Origin of the sequence: Xenorhabdus sp. KK7.4 (genome assembly GCF_963876465.1) — a bacterium.
Taxonomy (GTDB): Bacteria; Pseudomonadota; Gammaproteobacteria; order Enterobacterales; family Enterobacteriaceae; genus Xenorhabdus; species Xenorhabdus stockiae.
Window position 1 is genome coordinate 1 of the sequence record NZ_CAWNQF010000075.1, and the last position, 18,740, is coordinate 18,740.

Below are 18,740 nucleotides of genomic sequence, written 5' to 3' on the forward strand. Positions count from 1 at the left end.
GAAAAACACCTCAGAGGCAAGAAATTCACTCAGCGTATCGAAAGAACCAACCTCACCCTGCGTACTCGCATCAAGCGGCTAAATCGGAAAACGATTGGCGACTCCAAATCCGAAGAAATGCACGACAAAGTGATAGGCACGTTCATTGAGCGTGAATACTATCTTTCAGAAGCAATCTAACTGTTGGAGGCATGACCTAAATTTGCTTCGCATGCCCAAGCAAATAACTCTAGGATCTGAATTACCTGTAGTGGTCCAGTAATTCTATCAAGCCTATTTTTGAGAATTTTTTTAACCAGACCACAATCATTCAACACCGCCAAGATGAAGTATGACCCAAAACGAACAAAAACCACACTTGTCCATATAGTCAAATGAATCTAGCTCATCATATTCATAGCATGGAAATAGTAGCGTTGTCTCAATGACTGAAGGGGCAATGCTGCATCCTGAATATATTGAGCGGGCGATACAATGTATGTGATGCAAGGACTCCCAATCATACTTCTCGCCAAAATTCCAAGCATCTTAAAGTTAGTTGCTATAGTAGACATTTCATTCAAACATTGATTTAGCAGTTTTTGATAATTTTATATCAATAATATCAAAATGTTATGTGTAATAAGCTATTCCTTATGTACAAATTTCTGCTTCTTTATTCTTCTACTTATTAAAATATACATTTGAAAAAGTAAGGTTAGAGCAATAAAATGGTGTGGGTCATTAGCCCCACTTTTTACGTAGAGCAATCAATAAATATTGGGATCAGGAAGCAGTTATGCACAATGAAGATGAAAAAAATACAGAGAAACAATCATTGATTGTGCTTTCCAGTGAGCAAAAAAATCAGGGAATGGGCATGTCAATATCGGTACCTGGTAATCAGGTATATGACAATCCGGCTATTGCCTATCTTGTCAGTTTGGGATCAAAACGAAGCCGACAGACAATGAAATCATTCCTTAATATTGTGGCAAAAATGTTGGGGTATCAGAATGTGCGGGATTGTTCATGGAGTGATTTGCGGCGGCATCATATACAGGCTGTAATGGAAATGCTCTCTGATTCCGAAAAAGCTCCAGCAACAATTAATACTTATCTTTCAGCTCTGAAAGGTGTTGCTTTAGAAGCATGGACAATGAAACAACTTGATACCGATAGTTTTCAGCACATCAAACAAGTACGGTCTGTCAGGGGAAATCGTTTACCGAAAGGGCGGGCACTTGAGCGACATGAAATTAAAAATTTATTTTATGTCTGTGAAGATGATATCAGTACAAAAGGTTTACGTGATGCAGCTATTATTGGCATTTTGGTGGGGTGCGGTCTGCGCCGATCAGAAATTGTTTCATTAGATATGAAAAGTATTATTTATCGTGAGCAGGCATTAAGGGTAATGGGAAAAGGTAATAAAGAGCGTTTGTCTTATATGCCGGAAGGAACATGGAGACGATTAAATCGTTGGATAGATGAAGTCCGCGGTGATCATGCCGGCCCATTATTTACTCGTATCCGGCGTCATGATGATGTGACAGATAGTCGTCTTTCAGATCAGGCTATTTATCATATATTGGAAAATCGCAGAGTTGAAAGCGGGATAGAAAAATTTGCTCCGCATGATCTACGCAGAACTTTTGCTTCAGCCATGCTGGATAATGGCGAAGATATTGTCACAGTCAAAGATGCGATGGGGCACTCAAGTATCACAACAACTCAAAAATATGATCGACGTGGAGATGAGCGTTTGAAAAATGCAGCCAGAAATTTGAATTTCTGACGAGTTATATCAGCCAGACGAGCATAATATTTCACAGGAACTCATTTCCCGCCGCAAGCGGCGGGGTTGTCTATTCTTCATCCACATTAATCGGGCAAACAAAGCCGTCTGGTTTAATTGCCAACAAATCACATTTCAATCGGCCAATCACATGTTCGGCAGTATTACCAAGAAATGCGGCAGATAAACCAGTACGGCCAAGAATACCTAAAACGACCACGCCTGCATTGAGTTCATCACAAATTTCGGGAATGACGTTTTCCGGTAAACCTTCCTGAACGTGAGTTTGATCTTCACTAATACAAAATTTTTGTCTTAGCTCTTTCATTGCGACTAAATGCTGACCACGTAATGCTCGGTTATATACATTGGGATCAAAGTCAGGAAGTTCTGTTGCGATGTTTAAAGGAGCCGCAGGGTAGGCGCTGACCAGATGAATCCGGGGTTCTTTCACAATTCTGTTGGCAAGATCCTGTGTTTCATGAACTAATTTCAGATTGAGTTCGTTATGATAGGATTCTTCATTTGATAAATTGACGGCAACAACAGCAGAGCCTTTCTCCGGCCATATCTGATCTTTTACCATCCAGACAGGGCAAGGACATTTACGCAACAAATGCCAGTCAAGTGGTGTAAAGATCATCGATTCCAGCAGAGAATGTTGATGTGCCATCTTTAATAACAAATCATGCTTTCCGGAGATAACTTCCTGAATAATCGCTTCATAGAAACGATTATGCCAGACTACCTTGATTTCAATATCAATCCCGGATTCAAGATAGTAGTACGCCTGTTGTTTTATCCAGGCGATTCGTTGACCAATAACACCTTTACGCATCGCGTTTCTTTCTTCAGGAGAAAGTAACGTGGTCATATCGTATGAAAGATCATAAATGGGTAAGAAAGCTTTAATCCGGCCACCATTACGTTGCACGATATATACCGCGCGTCTTAACGCTGGCTGATCATCCTGATTCGGATCAATTGCAACTAAGAGGTTTTGATAGTTTGCCATATTAATCCCTCGCAGAGGCTGGATGTAATTTTTGTACGGAAGATAAACTATAGACAACTATAACAGGGGATAGGGTAGCCAGATCAGTAAAATATAGTGATCTGGCTTAAATTTTGAAACAACGCTACGTTACATTTGTATGGGCTTTGCCTGCAAGTTCAGTCAATTTTTCCATATTTTCGACAGCGATATACTTACCTTTAACGCTTAAAATACCATTTTTCTGGAATCGTCCAAGCAGGCGGCTGATTGTTTCAACGGTCAAACCGAGATAATTACCGATATCACCGCGGGTCATGGTCAGACGGAATTCACGGGGAGAAAAACCGCGTTGGGCAAAACGACGGGACAAATTATAAACAAACGCTGCCAGTCTTTCTTCTGCGTTCTTTTTGGATAGCAACAGGATCATTTCCTGATCACCTTTGATTTCACCACTCATCAAACGCATCATCTGTTGGCGAAGATTTGGCATTTTTCCGGAAAGATCATCCAGTGTCTCAAACGGGATTTCACATACCATTGAAGTTTCCAGAGCCTGAGCAAAGCTGGGGTGTTCAGTATTTATAATGGCATCGAACCCGACTAAATCACCAGCCAGATGAAAGCCTGTGATCTGCTCATCACCTTCTTCGGTGATAGTGTAGCTTTTAATAGTCCCAGAACGGATAGCGTAAAGCGATTTTAGTGCATCACCAGCTTTAAAAAGCGTTTGCCCTTTTTGGATTGGTTTTTTACGCTCAATAATATTATCAAGCTGATCGAGTTCATGTTCGTTTAAAGTGAAAGGAATGCATAGTTGGTTAATACTGCAATCCTGACAGTGGATTGCACAACCACCTGATTGAATTCGCCTGATAATACGTTTTTCCGGGACCATAGGAAGCGCTCGTTAGAAATTATTGATGCCTGTCAATTTAACATATTTCGGCTGCTCTGATAAGAGCTTGCTTTTTATGTTAATCACTCACGGTTATTATCGAAGAAGAAAAAAATGAAATTTTGCTGCGATTCATGCATAACTTGCGTAAAATCTTGCATACTCGATATAACATTTCAATTAAACTTAAATTACATTAATAATATATACCCTTGGTCTTTCAAGTTGCTATTTTGTTGGCTGAACTCAATCAAATTGCTGACTATGCACCCGGAACACTCTTTTTTAGCCGCGATGCATCTTGAAATCCATTGAGTATAATACGTTGTAATAGCGGTGGTTTTACAAATAAATGGATGGATTAGCATGAGTGAATGGCTGTTGATTGCATTTACAATGATAGTGCAAAGTTCTATTGGTCTGGTATTGATGAGTGCACTTTATACTCATTTTTTTAATCGAAAAGCAGGGACAGGGCAGAAACCAGAAGCTGTACCTGTTCGCAGAATTTTAGTCATCAGCAGTATTCTAGCCGGAATAGGGCTGCTCTCTTCTTTGGATATCATAGGATACCCATTCAGCGTATATCAGTTATTACAATTACATAACATAATGCAGGAGTGGATAAATACAGAAACAGCACTGGCTGCTATCTATTTTATTACTCTGAGTTTATATACGCTTTTTGTCCTGCTTACCAAGCAGAGCCATGCATATATTATGGCGGGAATTAGCGTTATTGGATTAGTTGATATTCACTACATGGTCAATATTTACTCTAATAGTGACATAATTACCTGGACAAATGTTAACACTTATTTTCTGTTTTATGGTGCAGTCTTTACTCTGGGGCCGGCACTGTCATTATCACTTATTGGTCAGTCTGGCAGGCAATTCATGCGGGAAAAAATTCCGACTAAATTGCTCATGGCAGCACTAATCATTGTCTTTATCAGTGTGACAACGCGCTTAATTGAACAGCCGGCATACATGGGTTGGTTAGTAGAGGCAGTCACTGATGGTGAAACTGAAAATATCATTTTTCCCCACCAACCCGAAATTAACCTGAAAAGCGCATTTGGCTTCAGGATGATAACTTGGTGTTTATATATTCTTGCCATGACGATATGGGCCTATACATTGTGGAAAAGCAGAAATAAAACACTCATTCGCACAAGTTGTCCCATCTTATCAGGAACAATGATCATGCTGGTGGCTGAAATAATTAACCAATATATCTTCTTTGCCATGAGTAACGTCTAATTATTACTCAATTAATGAGTGCATACCCTCCATTTATTCCATTCTGCACAATAAAAAATGTAACACCAATACTTATTTTTATGTGCAGAAATACACCTTTTATCCATAAAGTCATATAAGTAGATAATTTCAGCTACTAATCTCTTTTTTCATTCATTTCTTTGTTTCCGTGCACAAATTCAAAGTATTTGTTAATTTCTTATTAAAGTTTTCGCTCGTATGTTTTATATCTGTATCCGTAGTTTGATTTATATAATGAATGGTTAATAAATAACAAAAAATAATAATCAGTGAGGATATTGTAATTATGCCTAAGCTATTTAATCCTAACTTAAATATTGATGCTCTGTTTTTAGGCCCAAAGTCAGAGAATGCTGTGTTCTTCAAAGAAATGATAGATTATGCAGTCAGTGAACACATGCACTGGCGTTCGGGGTTTCACCCTGAAGACGCGGCATTAGTAACATCTGTTGATCGCTATGAGCATAACTACAGAGAAACACTGTATCGAACTGAAGGAATACTTAATCAGTTGTCAGCAAAACTAAAAAATTCCTCTATCCCTTTCTTTTCTCCCCGTTATCTTGGTCATATCAACGCTGATACTCTGATGGTTTCTAACCTCGCTTATGTCATGGCGATGATGTACAACCCGAATAATTGTTCTTATGAAGTATCACCAACAACCACTGAACTTGAGCTCGAATCAGGTTTAGATCTCTGCCGCATGTTTGGCTACGATCCACAACGAGCCTGGGGGCACATTACTTCAGGCGGTACAGTAGCAAACTACGAAGGCCTTTGGGTTGCCAGAAATTTGAAAACACTGCCTTTTGCTATTTCTCAACATCCTGAAACTAAAAATTTGCTCAGTCACAAATCCCCAAAACAGTTAATGAATATGCCCACAACAGAAGTGCTTGATTTAATCAGTGAGTTAAAAGAACAGGGGATATTTAATGAAATCCGTGATCTGACGTGTCGTGGTTCAGGAGTTAAACCGGAAGTTATAGGTAAGCTACTTGTTCCACAATCGAAACATTATTCCTGGGTCAAAGCAGCGGATATCTTCGGTATCGGTCAGGAGAATATTATTCCTCTACCTGTGAATGCAGAGTATCAGACTGATGTTGCCAAAATGCGCGAAATTACACTTTCCCTTATTGAGAAAGGAGAAGCCATTTTAGCTATGATTGCAATGGTAGGGACAACAGAAGTCGGTGCTATTGATTGTATTGATGAAGTCATTACGTTAAGAAAAGAGTGTGAAGAACGTTATGGCGCATCATTTTATATTCATGTTGATGCTGCCTATGCCGGATATGCCTGCTCTTTGCTGCTGGATGAGCAGGGGAAATTTATGGAATATGATGAGTTGGTTAAAAAGCATCAGGAACTTGGTTTGACGCCTGAAAATATTATTTGGCCTAAACCGGCAGTCTACCGGAGTTTCAAGGCATTGAAACATGTTGATTCGATTACAGTTGATCCCCATAAAATGGGTTTCATCCAATATTCTGCCGGGGCTATCTGTATGAAGGACAAGCGAATTCTTGATTTAATTTCCTCTCGTGCAGCTTATGTTTTTCAGGATAGTTCCCCTCAAAGCGATTCATTAATCAATAACTTATCAAACAATAATAAGAATATATTAGGCTCTTCCATTATGGAAGGCTCGAAATCAGGGGCGACGGCCGCTGCATTATGGGCAGCACATAGGTTATTGCCTCTAAATATCAGTGGATATGGCAAAGTTATAGCTGCAGGGATAGTCACAGCAAATTGGTTATTAAATAACATAAAGAATATGCAACCTATAAAGGTTGGAAAATACCAATTTGAAATACATATCATGCCATCTCCTGATTTTCATATGATTAACTTTTCTTTTAAGGAAATCGGAAATGATAGCCTGCTGAATCACAATGCTCTCAATAAACGGCTCTATGAACTCTGTTCATATTCCACCGAGCGTGCTTATACCAACGACTTCATCACATCATCGACAATGTTGGGTTATAAAGATTACGGAGATACTCCTCGGCATTATGCTGAACAGTGTGGTTTTAGCCAGAGCGAATGGGAAAAAATACATCATATATATGTATTACGGGCAGCAGTAATGACACATTGTTTACGTGATCAAGAACACTTCGAAGAATATTGGGAGCAATTAAAATCCATTTTTGTGAAAAAATTAATTCAGCTTGTTGATGAACAAGAAAAATCATTATATCAAAAATCAGATTTCAACATTTCATTTCTTAGCTGATACGCGAAGAGAATACACCCAGTAAAATTTCAAGTTGTATCTCAGAAGTGAGGACACTGCAAACTCAGTTGACCCGGTCAAAGTCGGGTCTTCTATGACAGGATATGTGAGCAGAGCCAACAAAGGGGCAACTTGAAATCCATTGTGTATATATCCTTTGTCAGTTAGAGATAGTTCGATAGATTTGTTTTTCGCTGAAATATACTGCTATTTCACTATTAAAACCTTACTTTTTCATGATTTAATATATTGATTTTTAATCATAATAATCAAAAAAAATACCAGTATTGAGTCTTTGGTACAAAATAGACCATAATTCTGGTTTTTATTTATTGTGCTAAATTATTGTGATCCAGATAGCTGTTCTTGTTAAATATTTTTTAACACGATATTGACAGGGTAATAATGATTATTACTTTATGGTTATAAATTTTTATATGTTAATAACAAAAAATTTTAAGTATATAAATCATATAACTATATCCAATTTATGTCTATTAATTAAATTTAATCACTTAATTTTATTAGAATTTATTTCAAAAATTAATTTTATGTTATTTAACAAAATGTTAACAAGTGAGATTGTTTTTTTCATAAAAAAACAAAATTAAGAAAAATAATAATAACCATTTAAAAGCAACAAGTTAACTTAGAAAGATGAAATATGTGTATTAAAAAAGCCGAAAACTTAGCGTGTTGAGTAATATTTCATATAAAAATTAATATTTAATCTTTTCATTCAATTACCTAATTATTTGTTTTTATTAAAGATTATTTTTTATTTTTTGTGACGAACATCAAAAAAATAAATTGTTTTTATTGAACGTTAAATTTGAAGGCTTAAATTAAAAGCACGTTATCTGAATTGTTAGAATGGGGGTTGTTGTCATAAACTGGGTTATTGTTATTTAACCCTGGTTGTTTTTAATTAATGTGATTATCTAATTAGTTATCTGATTTTATATTCACTAATATAGCATGAGATTATTATATGACATTAGAAATAAAGCCCATTAAAAAACATTATGGTGCGTATGTTAATTGTGATGATATTTCTAAATTATCTTCCAGAGATTATATAAAAATAAAAGAATACCTTTCTATTTTTGGTTTGCTAATTTTTAATAATCAAAGGATGGATGATGAATCACTTGTTAATTTAGCTCTCGAAATAGGAAATGGGAAATTAGAACAGCCAGCCAGGAAAATTTCTTTATCTGATCATAGAAAACATATTGCTTATCTAACAAACCTGAATGATAAGAGTGGAAGTCCATTAGGTTTCTCAGGAAGTGATACTGATTACTGGCATTCTGATCAAGAATTTCGGGTTAATCCTGCTTCTGTCAGCATTCTTTATGGTGTTGTTACACAATGTAATGGTGGTAATACCTCTTTTGCATCAACATCTATTGATTATCTGGGTTTTTCTACTGATGAAGTTTCAGTATTAAATAAACTTTGGTCAACCAGACAACCCGCAGCTTCTCATGATAATGCTCCTCATATTACAGTAGCTCACCCTGTAATAATTAAAAACGAGAAGACAGAAAGGGAGTATATATATGTAAGTGAAAACACCATTGAATTTATTGATAATAGTGAAACATTACCTCAATCGGGAAAAATAAAACAAACTGTTCTAGAAAGGATTTTATCTGCTGAAAATATTTATTCACATATATGGTCAGAAGGAGACCTTATTTTATATGACAACAGCCAACTATTACATCGCCGGGAATGTTTTAACGGTAATAGATTTATTAAGGCATTAAAAATTTATCCCGATGAGTGCTACCAGCCAAAAATACCTGGTAGAAAAATCGAGGAAAATAGTTATGTATATTAAAAAAGAAAATGAAAGCTTCATTAAGCATCTGGTTAAAGACAGCAACAGAGGCTACACTCAAGATGCTGTTCTTAAGCCTGCAAAAGCAATGCTGATTAGGGCTGGTATTACAGGAGGTTTACCGTTCGATAGTTTAACTTCTGATGTTGTAACTGGTTGTTTACCAGAAAGTATGGCTTGTTATGGAATGTGTTTTGCTGCTATCTCCAGTTGGAGAAATGGCATTGATTTTGGTAAAAGGGTAGATAATTATTTAGACGAAGATATTTTTAATTCTGACTTACGTTCACTTCCTGATTCACAGAAATATATCCGCTGTGGATGGAATAGCGATCCTTCGTGGAACTGGTCACTTTCAACCCGCATTGCTGAACTGGCCAGAGATGCTAATTTACTGATGATTTTTATTACTAAGGCTTTCAGGAATATTCAGGATAATATTATGCAGCGATTAGTCGCTGTCAGAGCAGAAATGAGAGTTTCGGTGAGTGCACTGGATACAAATGAGCAATTAAAGAAACGGCTTGAATTTATTGAACAGTATCGAAATGCTGGAGGTATTACTGTTCCTATTGTGCTAACTGGTTTTTTTAAAGATATTACTTTAATGGAACGTCAGGAAAATATTGTCAACTGGATGGTGAAACATGATTATCCAGCAGCCGAAAATAGCCTGCGGTTTCCATATGATGCAAAGATTTCTGAGTTAATAGATCAGAGAATGACTAGGCCGTTAGAAAAAGGAGATGAATTTTGGAGCGGTCGTTTATATCCTGAGAAACTTATTTTCCCAACAACAACAACAATTCCAGAAAACTACCAAGGAATTAACAATAGCTACCTATCTAATTTAAAACTGGATGATATTAATAAATTATTTATCGATCCGGTTAAAACCAATCAAGAAGTCATTTCTTCATCCTCACCTTTAGCCAGCCCCAAAATGTGTGGTGTATCTGATACACGCCGTTGTGCCCAAAACACTTAATTAATAAAACTTACCTCAGTCTCGCTTTATCTTTTTGATTAGTGACGAAATCGTTTAATTGACAAAGTCGAGACTGAGTTTTTAGTAACATATATATGTTATTTATTTAATACCTGTCCAAATAGTCCAATAATCATTTTCAACAATATTGGTTAAAGAGGGAAGGGAGTTCTTTATATAATCAACAAGATAAGCTATTTCTTTATCACTCAGTTCGTGCAAAATAGAACGTCCTTTCCGTAATCGAAAATCGTCCGCTAATTGTGAAAAATCATTATACGTAGTGCGTTTTTCTAAAAAAGAAAGCGTGTTTACATGCCTAAATCCGACTTCCTTAAACCCATTAATCACATTGTCGGTATCAGGTCTCCGTTGGTTTTCAAAATCGCGTAAATGTGGGTAAACATCAAAAATATAACCACGAATGTGTTCAGGTGAGCCGGGCAGGTTAACGTCCTGAACAGTTCGATCCTGTAAGATATACATACCCCCTGATCGCAATAAACGATTGGCTTCGGCAAAACAAAGTACTCTGTCTTCTTCGCTGATATGATGAATAAGTGCACGCTCGAATATAATATCCTGATTGTTTGCGGGAAGGCCGGTATGGAGAGCATTCCCTTTTTTGAGGGTGATATTTTTCAACTCCTGAGTATTCTCAGCCGCATCAGCCAGCATTTGATCTGAAAAATCAACACAAGTGACGCTCTTTGCTCCCAGATTAGCCCATGCCCGAGAGTAAATCCCGCCACCACAGCCAATATCTGCGATATCTTTACCTTTAGGCTCAGTCAAACTATGAATTATATCGTACCATTCCTGTTGTGCATCGCGTCCAAGATAAGTATGCCGGTTCTCTTTTGCATTAAAATCAATTGCCATTTGAGTTTCCTTCATTAATGGATTTACTAAATGAATTTCAAACATCGGCCTCAGTTAAGTGACGGTGTCACTAAAAAATCTTTTAATGTCAGCCCAATTCCCGCGATCAGACAGCTTCCCAGAGTGATCATCGTAGCGACAATACTATGTTGAGTTAACTGTACAGTCGCAATAGGGAGTAAGAATAAAATTGTCAGGTTATTGAAGCTTTCTGATACTGCTAATATCTGGCCTTTATTCTGTTTGGCCCGATTCGCCAGAATAGAGGTACTAACAGGGGCTGCAATTCCTTGAGCATAACCCCATAACATTAGACAACTCAGGCTGAAAAGCAGGGATAATGGAATTAGCATAAATACCGTACAAGCTACGAAAAGTAAGGTTATTGTCAACAGTAGTATGTATTCATCCCGAATACCTCTATGCTTCACAAAAGTTATGGATAAATTGCCAATGCCAAGTCCGATACCAAATACGGATACAGATATACCAATCGTGTCTGTTGCTAAATCATAATAACGCCGCAAAACTTCTCCAGATAAGATAAAAGCAGACACTGCCGTTCCATTCCAAAGTCCTTTTGCAATAAGAGGGCGGATTAAGTCGCCCTGAGATATCCATTGAAACTTTACCAACGGAAGTTTTATTTTTTCTTTTCCTGAAGGTTGGTGTGAATTGTACTTTAGGTGTAATACTTGTTTTTGGCTTAAAATGCAGAGCAAAAAACACCCTATCGCACTAATCAAAAATGGCATCTGCCAATTAAACTTCTCAGTTAAAACACCAGCAAAGACAGGGCCAGTAACAATTCCCATAGTCATACCGAGCATAACGATCCCCATTGCTGAAGCTTGCCTGTGAAGGGGAAAAATCTCTGCAATCAAAGCAAAAATAGTTGGAATCAATGCAGCCGCTGCGATACCCCCAAAAATACGTAGCCCGATAGCAACTGCTAAATTGGGCGCTATAGTTAATAGCAGCCCATCCAGTGAAAGAAAGAATAAAGATGCCAGCAGCAATTTAGGCCGGTTTATCCTATCTGATAACCAGCCAAAAACGGGTGCCATAAGCGAATAAGAGAAAGCATAACCAGATACCAGCCAGGCAGCTTTATCGGTTGTTGTGTTAAATGCCTCAGCTAATGGCTGGAGTATAGGGGCTAACATAAACTCTGTCGTACCGATAAAAAATACAGCACACGAAAATATCAACAAAATAAAGGGTGAAGCGACAGGCGATACAATACGTGGTGACATATTAAAGTCTCCTTAGTAAAAAAATAGATTGTGTAGGGTGAGTTGAATAACTGATGAAGTTTTAAGCGAATGCGTTTCGCATTGAAAAATAGATACGGATGAGTAGGGGGAGAGTTTGGGTAATGCAGATATTCAGATGAGTTAGTTCAGATTCACTGCCAGCGATTGCCGGCAGTGAGGTTGGTGATTATTACTTATTTAGCAGAGGCTGCTTCAAGATCAAGTACACTAATCGGACTTTCATTTTTTGCTACATCGTGGCTGAATGCACAAACACGCCATGGTGCTTCAGATTTAGCCAGATTGACAGGTCTCCACAAAGGAGCATAACCTGATTTATCTTCACAGTCCGTTGTTGCTTTAGGACCGTATTTTACTTGTGTCAGCCCTGAAAGTTCATATGGCAGAGCTTCAATCGTTACAAACCAATTGTCAGTTCCATGGTCATCATAACGAATAGTTGGCTTAGTGGTTGGTGGAGTATCATCAATTTCCCGCAACATCACAGATGCATCTTTTGCGTTCTGCCACTTACCAGAATTATTCTGATGAATAGCACAGAGTTTATAGATACCTTCGCCTTCAGGTACTAACAGATTTTCCAGTGGCTTCTGGCTGGCAGAAACTGGAGCACCATATCCGCTTGCATCTTTACAGTCAATTTCACTGATTAATCCGACTTTATAGCGGATATTTTTGACATCAGCGTCTTCTTTAATGACCACATCCCATTTAGCTTTCTCACCATCAACAACACTTTGAGTAACCCAAGGTGACCAAAACTGGCTTCTTTCTAAGAAATTACCGCTATTATTTTCAAGTTTAGACAGATCCAGTTTATTGTCTTTGGTTATTGCATTAGCAATAGAGTCTACAGGAATAAAATAGCTGGCACCTTCTGCCGAAACACCTTTATTGTCTTCAATCGTACATGGTCTGCCACTTCCGCAACCATTCATTCCCGGCTCGGTAGTCGTGTTTAGAATACCGATAACATCTGTTTTTCCTTTTTCAAAAACAGGAGAACCAGACGTTCCGCCAACGACACCCGCACAGTTAACAGAGAAAACCGGGGACCACAGCCATGGAATGGAGCTTTCATAGAGTACAGGCGCTTTTCCGGTAATATCACATTCAGATTTCCTGAGATAAGTGGACTCATAGTCAACATTATTGACAGGAATGTGAGTTAACACGATAGGCTGATGTTCCATCGAAAGATTTTTCTTCAGCTTCAGTGGATGATAGCCTTTTTGAGCCAAATCACCATAAGTTGCTTTCAATTGTAAGACAGCGATATCTTCATATTTCATGGTTGAATATAAAATACGATCAATCTTTATTGGTGAAAGACTGTCTTTTTTATCAATGAAATAATCTGGTGTAAATTCCCAGTATTCAGATGCTGGTTGATCAACAATGACTTCATTTGTATTGCTGCTATTTTCAACACAGTGACCTGCTGTTACGATTAGCGCTGGTGTATCTTTAGCCGGTGTATTTTCGCCAGCAATCAGGGTTGCGGTACAATGCGAACCACCCATAAATTTACCGACAGTTTTGAATTTATCAGCACCAGGATCAGTGGATTTCATTAATGGTGCTTCATTAGCCAAAGCATTTGAGCATGCTGCGATAGAAATTAAACTAGCTAATAGGGCTTTACGATAAGTCATAATTTTCCTCCTTTAGGTTATGTCGATGACTCGGAGGCTATTATCAGGATTAACATTAATAAGTTCTATTTAACTGTTTTGTGCCTTTGCGTATACAAATCTGGCAATTGAGAAATAAATAAGAAATAAAATAAAAACTCACTGCCAGCTAGCGCCACCAGTGAGTTTGTTGATTTATAATAATTTTTATTGACTAGAATTTCCAATTAGCATTAAAGAACACACCGTTGTCCTTATGGCTGCTTGATAATATGCCGTTATATCCCACTGACAATTGAGTATTTTCATTAATACTCAAGGAAGTGCCAGCTTTCATGACTGCCGCATCACGCGCAGCGGAGACGCTGTTGACCGTAAATGACACATCACTGTTGCTGAAACTCAATTGGCTGTCGCGTGCGGCATTACCGAACTGATGTTGCCAGCCTAATTCACCATACATGCCGACAGTCAGTTGCTCCTGAGTCTGCCAGTTCTGGTTCACACGCAAACCTAATGTCGAGAGTGTGGCATTCTTCGATTGTTTTTTACCGGTCAGGGCCGCGGCACCGCCTTGTTCATTGATGCCATCATTGCGGAAATTAACATGGGAAAGGTTGATGAAAGGCTCCAGATTCAGCCAGTCCGGGTTGATATCGTAAGCCGCTTCCGTAAATAACTGCCCGGTTTGCGCACCATATTTAGCTTTCAGGTTGTCAGATTGATTACCGAAGGCCACTGAACGCTCGGTATCAAACCGGTGCCAGCTGTAAGCGATACCCGTACGCAAGGCCAGAGCATCCAGTTGTTTGCTGCCATAAAATGCCAGATGGAAGTTATCACTGCCTGCGGAAGTATTATCACCGCCACGCAGGGAAGAGCGGGTGAAACCGGTGGCCATGCCAAGACGCAGATCATTCGCTAATTCCCGGTCAGCCCCCAGAAATACACCGTAGTTAGACATGCGATAACCGTTGGCTTCACTGCTGTTATCAGCACGTTGCCAGTTACTACTGATCTGCGCCCAGACCCCGTTTTGGTCAGCCTTGATCTCCTGATTTGCTAATCCACCCTCTGCCTGACGTAAACGCGTATTCAGGGTATCGCGCAGATAACGGCTGCCGTTGATTTGTGCAGACGCGATATCGGCGTGGATCTGGCCGGAAGACAGTTGTTGAAATGCTTTGCCTGCCTGTGTCGCCGTATCCGACATCAGGATACTTTCATAAACCGGATGCCCCAGATGCAATTTCTCCGCCGCATTGGCGATGGCGCGTTCATTGGCGGTTTTCGCCACACTGGCGAATGAGGTGACGTTACGGTTGATATTCAGCATAACGCGATCAGGCTGGTAGCTCAGCTCAGTGCCAATGAATAGATAATGAGGTGAAACTGCAGTAAACTGACCTTTGATACCCTTGTTGGCTTGTAGGATATTGTATCGTTGACCCAGCAAGCTGCGAATTTTTGATTTTAAAAACAGATTATCGTTATTTGCGAATGAAACTTGTACAGCGCCACCTTGTAAAGTTGCTGAACCCTCACTGTAAATACGATCGCTTAATCCTCCGATATCGGGAGAAACCTGAACCCAATAATTTGAACCTTTTTCGAATTCAACATCGCGACTAACTTTCAATGTTGCGACTGAATCAAAATTACCCGGAATAACATTGGCACCGGTTTTAGCGATGAGTGAACCAATTGTACCGTTTCCGCTTAGTGAAGCCCCATTCTGTACAGTAACCTCAGAAGTGATGCCACCACTAATCTTTAACTGACCTTGCTCTACGATTGTCGGGCCTTGATAGGTGCTGTTTTTACCGGTCAGTTCCAGTATACCTTTGCCGGTTTTGGTTAACCCGCCGTGACCGGAAATATCATTACTCCAGTAGTCATAGCCACACTCGATGCTGTCACATGTGCGTTCTACCGTTGTACCTTTTTCTACTACACCGCCAATACCGACTATATTCGCGATAAACTGCGTATCCTCATAGGACCCCGGAATATAAAATTCAGCCGGAATATCATCCTTCGTGATAAACATTTTCGGGCCATTAATGGCATCTTTCAGATTCAATAATCCCCAGCCATAGCGTGCGTCGATTCCTTTTTCACCCAAGTCTGTTGCTGTGGTTTTGAGAACATCAGAAATTTGAGCTGCTGTCATATAAGGGAAGCGTTGCATCAGAACAGCTGCAGCACCAGCGACATGTGGTGCTGCCATGGATGTACCGCTGTAGCGAGCATAAGAAGAAGGGTCAATTTCAGCTTTAATCTCGCCTTTAACCAGATCATCCTTGTGTATTTTATCAACGAACTTACCTGTGCTACTGTAAATGTATGAGCCTGGTGCAGATAGACAATAACTGGCAGTATATCCACAAATAGTTGATGACAGAGCCAGTTTCTTTTCCTGAGTCAGGTTGGTGACATTAAGATAATTTTTTAATACGTCAGGGAAAAAGTACGGCATACCCGCATCTAACCAAGTGACGTTATAGTTGTTGGTATTCCCTGTAGCAAAAACAACTAATTTTCCATGACGCGCAGCACGTAATAAACCTGCTGTAGCGGAGTTATTTTCGAATACTTCAGGGATTGGTAAACGGCTTAACTGATCCAATTTATCTCTAATTGAGTCTCCATATTCCCTGACTTCGTCCAGAGTAACTTGAACATAATCCAATGTATCATCTGGTCGTATTATAGGTTTACCGTTAGCATTCAGATTAATTTTAGGAGGAACGGTCCAACTGTTATTGATAATCCGAGCATTACTCTGGATCATCGCCTCTGTACGGTTATATTTGTTCTTTGAAAATTTACTATCCAAAAATTTTGCAGTAATTAAGCCAGCATCAAATGCGACCCCATGCATATGCTTTCCGTCTCGGTTTGCCGCAATAATACCTGAGACATGATTCCCATGGGCACCGAAAGTGATATTGCCAGAATCTTCGTCTACATCATAGTTAACCGGATCTTCGGGACTTAATATTTTAAGTTTATCTGCGAATTCAGCATGATGAGTCACTCTCTCATCCAGAACTCCCACATTAATCCCTTTACCCGTATAACCACGGGCGTAGGCATAATGTGCACCAATAGCCGTTAATCCCCACTGGCGTTTAAACTCATAGGATAACCAACTATCTGGTGAATTTAGCTGACCCTGTTCCTGATATCGGTTATCAGCCATTGATGCGGTAGTAGGTAAAAGTCCACATAATAATGATATCCACAAAACAATAGGTTTTACGGAATTGTTTTTTTTCATAGCAATAAGCCTGTTTCTCATATAGTGAATTATTTTGAATGACTGGTTGATAAATAATCACTCAAAAATATTTATAATAAAATCTGATTTAAAACTATATGTTTCTGGCGACATCAGTTTGTCATAGAAATGAGCTATCATTTCGGGAGTAGTTCTGATAATGGTGATTAATACTCTGTGAGTAATATTAATTTCCTGCCAGTGGCCTATTATAAAATAATAAGTAAAAGCTAAAAGCAAGGAATAATTTAACTTAAAGCTTATGATCTTAATGGTTTTTTCATTTTAACTGCATGGAATTAGTTTAATTTAATCAGTGTGTTGTATTTTTATGTGAGATTTTTTTCTTAAAATAAAAAATACTTCAAACTGATTTAATTTCTATTTTTTTTGTTTATGTGGTTAATGTTTCCGTGAGTTATCAAATAAAAATTATTTTCAAAAATAAAGATGGATAAAATATTATCCTATATTTTATCCATCTTATTTATATTAGACATAAAATTGATAAGGTCAGTTTATTTTTCAGGAATTGAGAATGTTCTTATACTAACCAAAAAACGATAAATATTTTTAGCCAACTTTCACAATCAGCTTGCCGAAATTTCCTCCCTCTAAAAGGGAAATAAAGGCTTTCGGCGCATTTTCCAGACCACCGATAATATCCTCTCTATAATGAATTTTTCCTTTGGAAACCCATTCTTCCATATCACGGTGAAAATCCGAACGCTGACTGGAAAAATCAGATTGAATAAAACCTCGCACGGTAAGGCTTTTTGTCAGTATGTCACGCATAAATAAGGGGACATAACCCGCACTTTCTGATGAAGTATCATGATTATAGTGTGCAATCAGGCCACATACAGGGATACGTGCAAATTTATTTAAAAGGGGAAGCACAGCCTGAAAAACCTTTCCTCCTACATTTTCAAAGTATATATCAATACCCTGAGGGCAGGCTGCTGCCAGTTTTTGAGCAAAATCAGCTTCATGGTGATCAATCGTTGAATCAAACCCAAATTCATCCAGTAAAGCCCGGCATTTCTTTGCACCACCTGCAATACCAATAACCCGCGCTCCTTTGATTTTTGCAATTTGACCGACAGCAGAACCAACCGGGCCTGTAGCGGCGGCAACGACAAGAGTTTCTCCCTTCATGGGTTTCCCAATAGTTAACAGCCCTGAATATGCAGTAAAACCGGGCATTCCAAGTATGCCTAATGCCGTTGTTAAGGGAGCAATTGTAGGATCAAGCTTGCGTAAACTCGTATCCTGAGCGGTGGCGAATTCCTGCCAACCGGAATAGGAAAGCACCATATCACCCGTTTTAAAATCAGCACTGCGACTTTCTATTACTTCACCGACCGTTGCACCTTCCATGATAGAACCAATTTTTGTTGGTTCAGCATATGATTTTGCCGCACTTATTCGGCCACGCATATAAGGGTCAAGTGAAAGATAATGCAATTTTAAAAGTACTTGACCCTCAGAAGGTGAGGGGATACTCGATTCTTCAAGACGAAAATTACTTTCAACAGGTGGGCCTTCTGGCCTTGATGCAAGAACAATTTGCCGATTCAGTCTTTTACTCATGGTAGTGACTCCTTCAGTCGTTCAACA

At 38.8% G+C, this 18,740-nt stretch carries 13 protein-coding genes; 6 read left to right on the forward strand and 7 right to left on the reverse strand.

From position 1 onward, the window contains the following. The coding region (locus tag AACS90_RS12110) for an IS1 family transposase (RefSeq protein WP_241538287.1) at positions 1-180 on the forward strand (180 nt) is incomplete at its 5' end. A 598-nt stretch (positions 181-778) separates the two neighbouring features. Then, entirely contained in the window at positions 779-1,777 is a 999-nt protein-coding gene (locus AACS90_RS12115; protein WP_099122901.1) for a tyrosine-type recombinase/integrase, read from the forward strand. Between the two features lie 70 nt (positions 1,778-1,847). Here AACS90_RS12115 and uspE read toward each other — a convergent pair whose 3' ends face one another. Next, entirely contained in the window at positions 1,848-2,792 is a 945-nt protein-coding gene (gene uspE / locus AACS90_RS12120) for a universal stress protein UspE (protein WP_099122902.1), read from the reverse strand. A gap of 124 nt (positions 2,793-2,916) precedes the next feature. Further along, complete coding sequence (locus AACS90_RS12125) at positions 2,917-3,672, reverse strand: FNR family transcription factor (protein ID WP_099111633.1); 756 nt, start codon at positions 3,670-3,672, stop codon at positions 2,917-2,919. A gap of 366 nt (positions 3,673-4,038) precedes the next feature. On the opposite strand from AACS90_RS12125, the gene AACS90_RS12130 reads away from it, so the two are divergent. The 4 genes from AACS90_RS12130 (at position 4,039) to AACS90_RS12145 (ending at position 10,044) form a co-directional block, all read left to right on the forward strand. Continuing rightward, entirely contained in the window at positions 4,039-4,935 is an 897-nt protein-coding gene (locus AACS90_RS12130; RefSeq protein ID WP_099122904.1) for a dimethyl sulfoxide reductase anchor subunit family protein, read from the forward strand. Positions 4,936-5,242: 307 nt separating this feature from the next. Then, on the forward strand, positions 5,243-7,207 hold the full coding sequence (locus tag AACS90_RS12135; protein ID WP_099122905.1) for a pyridoxal phosphate-dependent decarboxylase family protein: 1,965 nt from the start codon (positions 5,243-5,245) through the stop codon (positions 7,205-7,207). A gap of 991 nt (positions 7,208-8,198) precedes the next feature. Continuing rightward, positions 8,199-9,056, forward strand: a complete 858-nt coding sequence (locus AACS90_RS12140; protein WP_099122906.1) for a TauD/TfdA dioxygenase family protein — start codon at positions 8,199-8,201, stop codon at positions 9,054-9,056. Beyond that, positions 9,046-10,044: a hypothetical protein gene (locus AACS90_RS12145; RefSeq protein ID WP_099122907.1), complete on the forward strand. Its 999-nt coding sequence runs from the start codon at positions 9,046-9,048 to the stop codon at positions 10,042-10,044. Before AACS90_RS12140 ends, AACS90_RS12145 begins: the two co-directional genes overlap by 11 nt. A gap of 102 nt (positions 10,045-10,146) precedes the next feature. Here AACS90_RS12145 and AACS90_RS12150 read toward each other — a convergent pair whose 3' ends face one another. The 5 genes from AACS90_RS12150 to AACS90_RS12170 all read right to left on the reverse strand — a co-directional run bounded on the left by AACS90_RS12150 (position 10,147) and on the right by AACS90_RS12170 (position 18,713). Further along, positions 10,147-10,926 carry a class I SAM-dependent methyltransferase gene (locus tag AACS90_RS12150; protein WP_099122908.1) on the reverse strand — a complete coding sequence of 260 codons (780 nt, stop codon included), beginning with the start codon at positions 10,924-10,926 and terminating at the stop codon, positions 10,147-10,149. A 50-nt stretch (positions 10,927-10,976) separates the two neighbouring features. Then, positions 10,977-12,182 (reverse strand): MFS transporter, encoded by a 1,206-nt coding sequence (locus AACS90_RS12155; RefSeq protein WP_099122909.1) that lies wholly within the window; start codon positions 12,180-12,182, stop codon positions 10,977-10,979. Positions 12,183-12,376: 194 nt separating this feature from the next. Continuing rightward, positions 12,377-13,858: a trypsin-like serine peptidase gene (locus tag AACS90_RS12160; RefSeq protein WP_099122910.1), complete on the reverse strand. Its 1,482-nt coding sequence runs from the start codon at positions 13,856-13,858 to the stop codon at positions 12,377-12,379. 193 nt (positions 13,859-14,051) lie between these two features. Further along, positions 14,052-17,120, reverse strand: coding sequence for an autotransporter domain-containing protein (locus tag AACS90_RS12165; protein ID WP_099122911.1), 3,069 nt, complete (start codon positions 17,118-17,120; stop codon positions 14,052-14,054). Positions 17,121-17,693: 573 nt separating this feature from the next. After that, positions 17,694-18,713: an NADP-dependent oxidoreductase gene (locus AACS90_RS12170; protein ID WP_099122912.1), complete on the reverse strand. Its 1,020-nt coding sequence runs from the start codon at positions 18,711-18,713 to the stop codon at positions 17,694-17,696. Positions 18,714-18,740 lie beyond the last annotated feature (27 nt).

Coding starts and splice junctions, on each gene's coding strand:
- AACS90_RS12115 (WP_099122901.1), top strand. CDS start 779: ATGCACAATGAAGATGAAAAAAATACAGAGAAACAATCATTGATTGTG.
- uspE (WP_099122902.1), bottom strand. CDS start 2,792: ATGGCAAACTATCAAAACCTCTTAGTTGCAATTGATCCGAATCAGGAT.
- AACS90_RS12125 (WP_099111633.1), bottom strand. CDS start 3,672: ATGGTCCCGGAAAAACGTATTATCAGGCGAATTCAATCAGGTGGTTGT.
- AACS90_RS12130 (WP_099122904.1), top strand. CDS start 4,039: ATGAGTGAATGGCTGTTGATTGCATTTACAATGATAGTGCAAAGTTCT.
- AACS90_RS12135 (WP_099122905.1), top strand. CDS start 5,243: ATGCCTAAGCTATTTAATCCTAACTTAAATATTGATGCTCTGTTTTTA.
- AACS90_RS12140 (WP_099122906.1), top strand. CDS start 8,199: ATGACATTAGAAATAAAGCCCATTAAAAAACATTATGGTGCGTATGTT.
- AACS90_RS12145 (WP_099122907.1), top strand. CDS start 9,046: ATGTATATTAAAAAAGAAAATGAAAGCTTCATTAAGCATCTGGTTAAA.
- AACS90_RS12150 (WP_099122908.1), bottom strand. CDS start 10,926: ATGGCAATTGATTTTAATGCAAAAGAGAACCGGCATACTTATCTTGGA.
- AACS90_RS12155 (WP_099122909.1), bottom strand. CDS start 12,182: ATGTCACCACGTATTGTATCGCCTGTCGCTTCACCCTTTATTTTGTTG.
- AACS90_RS12160 (WP_099122910.1), bottom strand. CDS start 13,858: ATGACTTATCGTAAAGCCCTATTAGCTAGTTTAATTTCTATCGCAGCA.
- AACS90_RS12165 (WP_099122911.1), bottom strand. CDS start 17,120: ATGAAAAAAAACAATTCCGTAAAACCTATTGTTTTGTGGATATCATTA.
- AACS90_RS12170 (WP_099122912.1), bottom strand. CDS start 18,713: ATGAGTAAAAGACTGAATCGGCAAATTGTTCTTGCATCAAGGCCAGAA.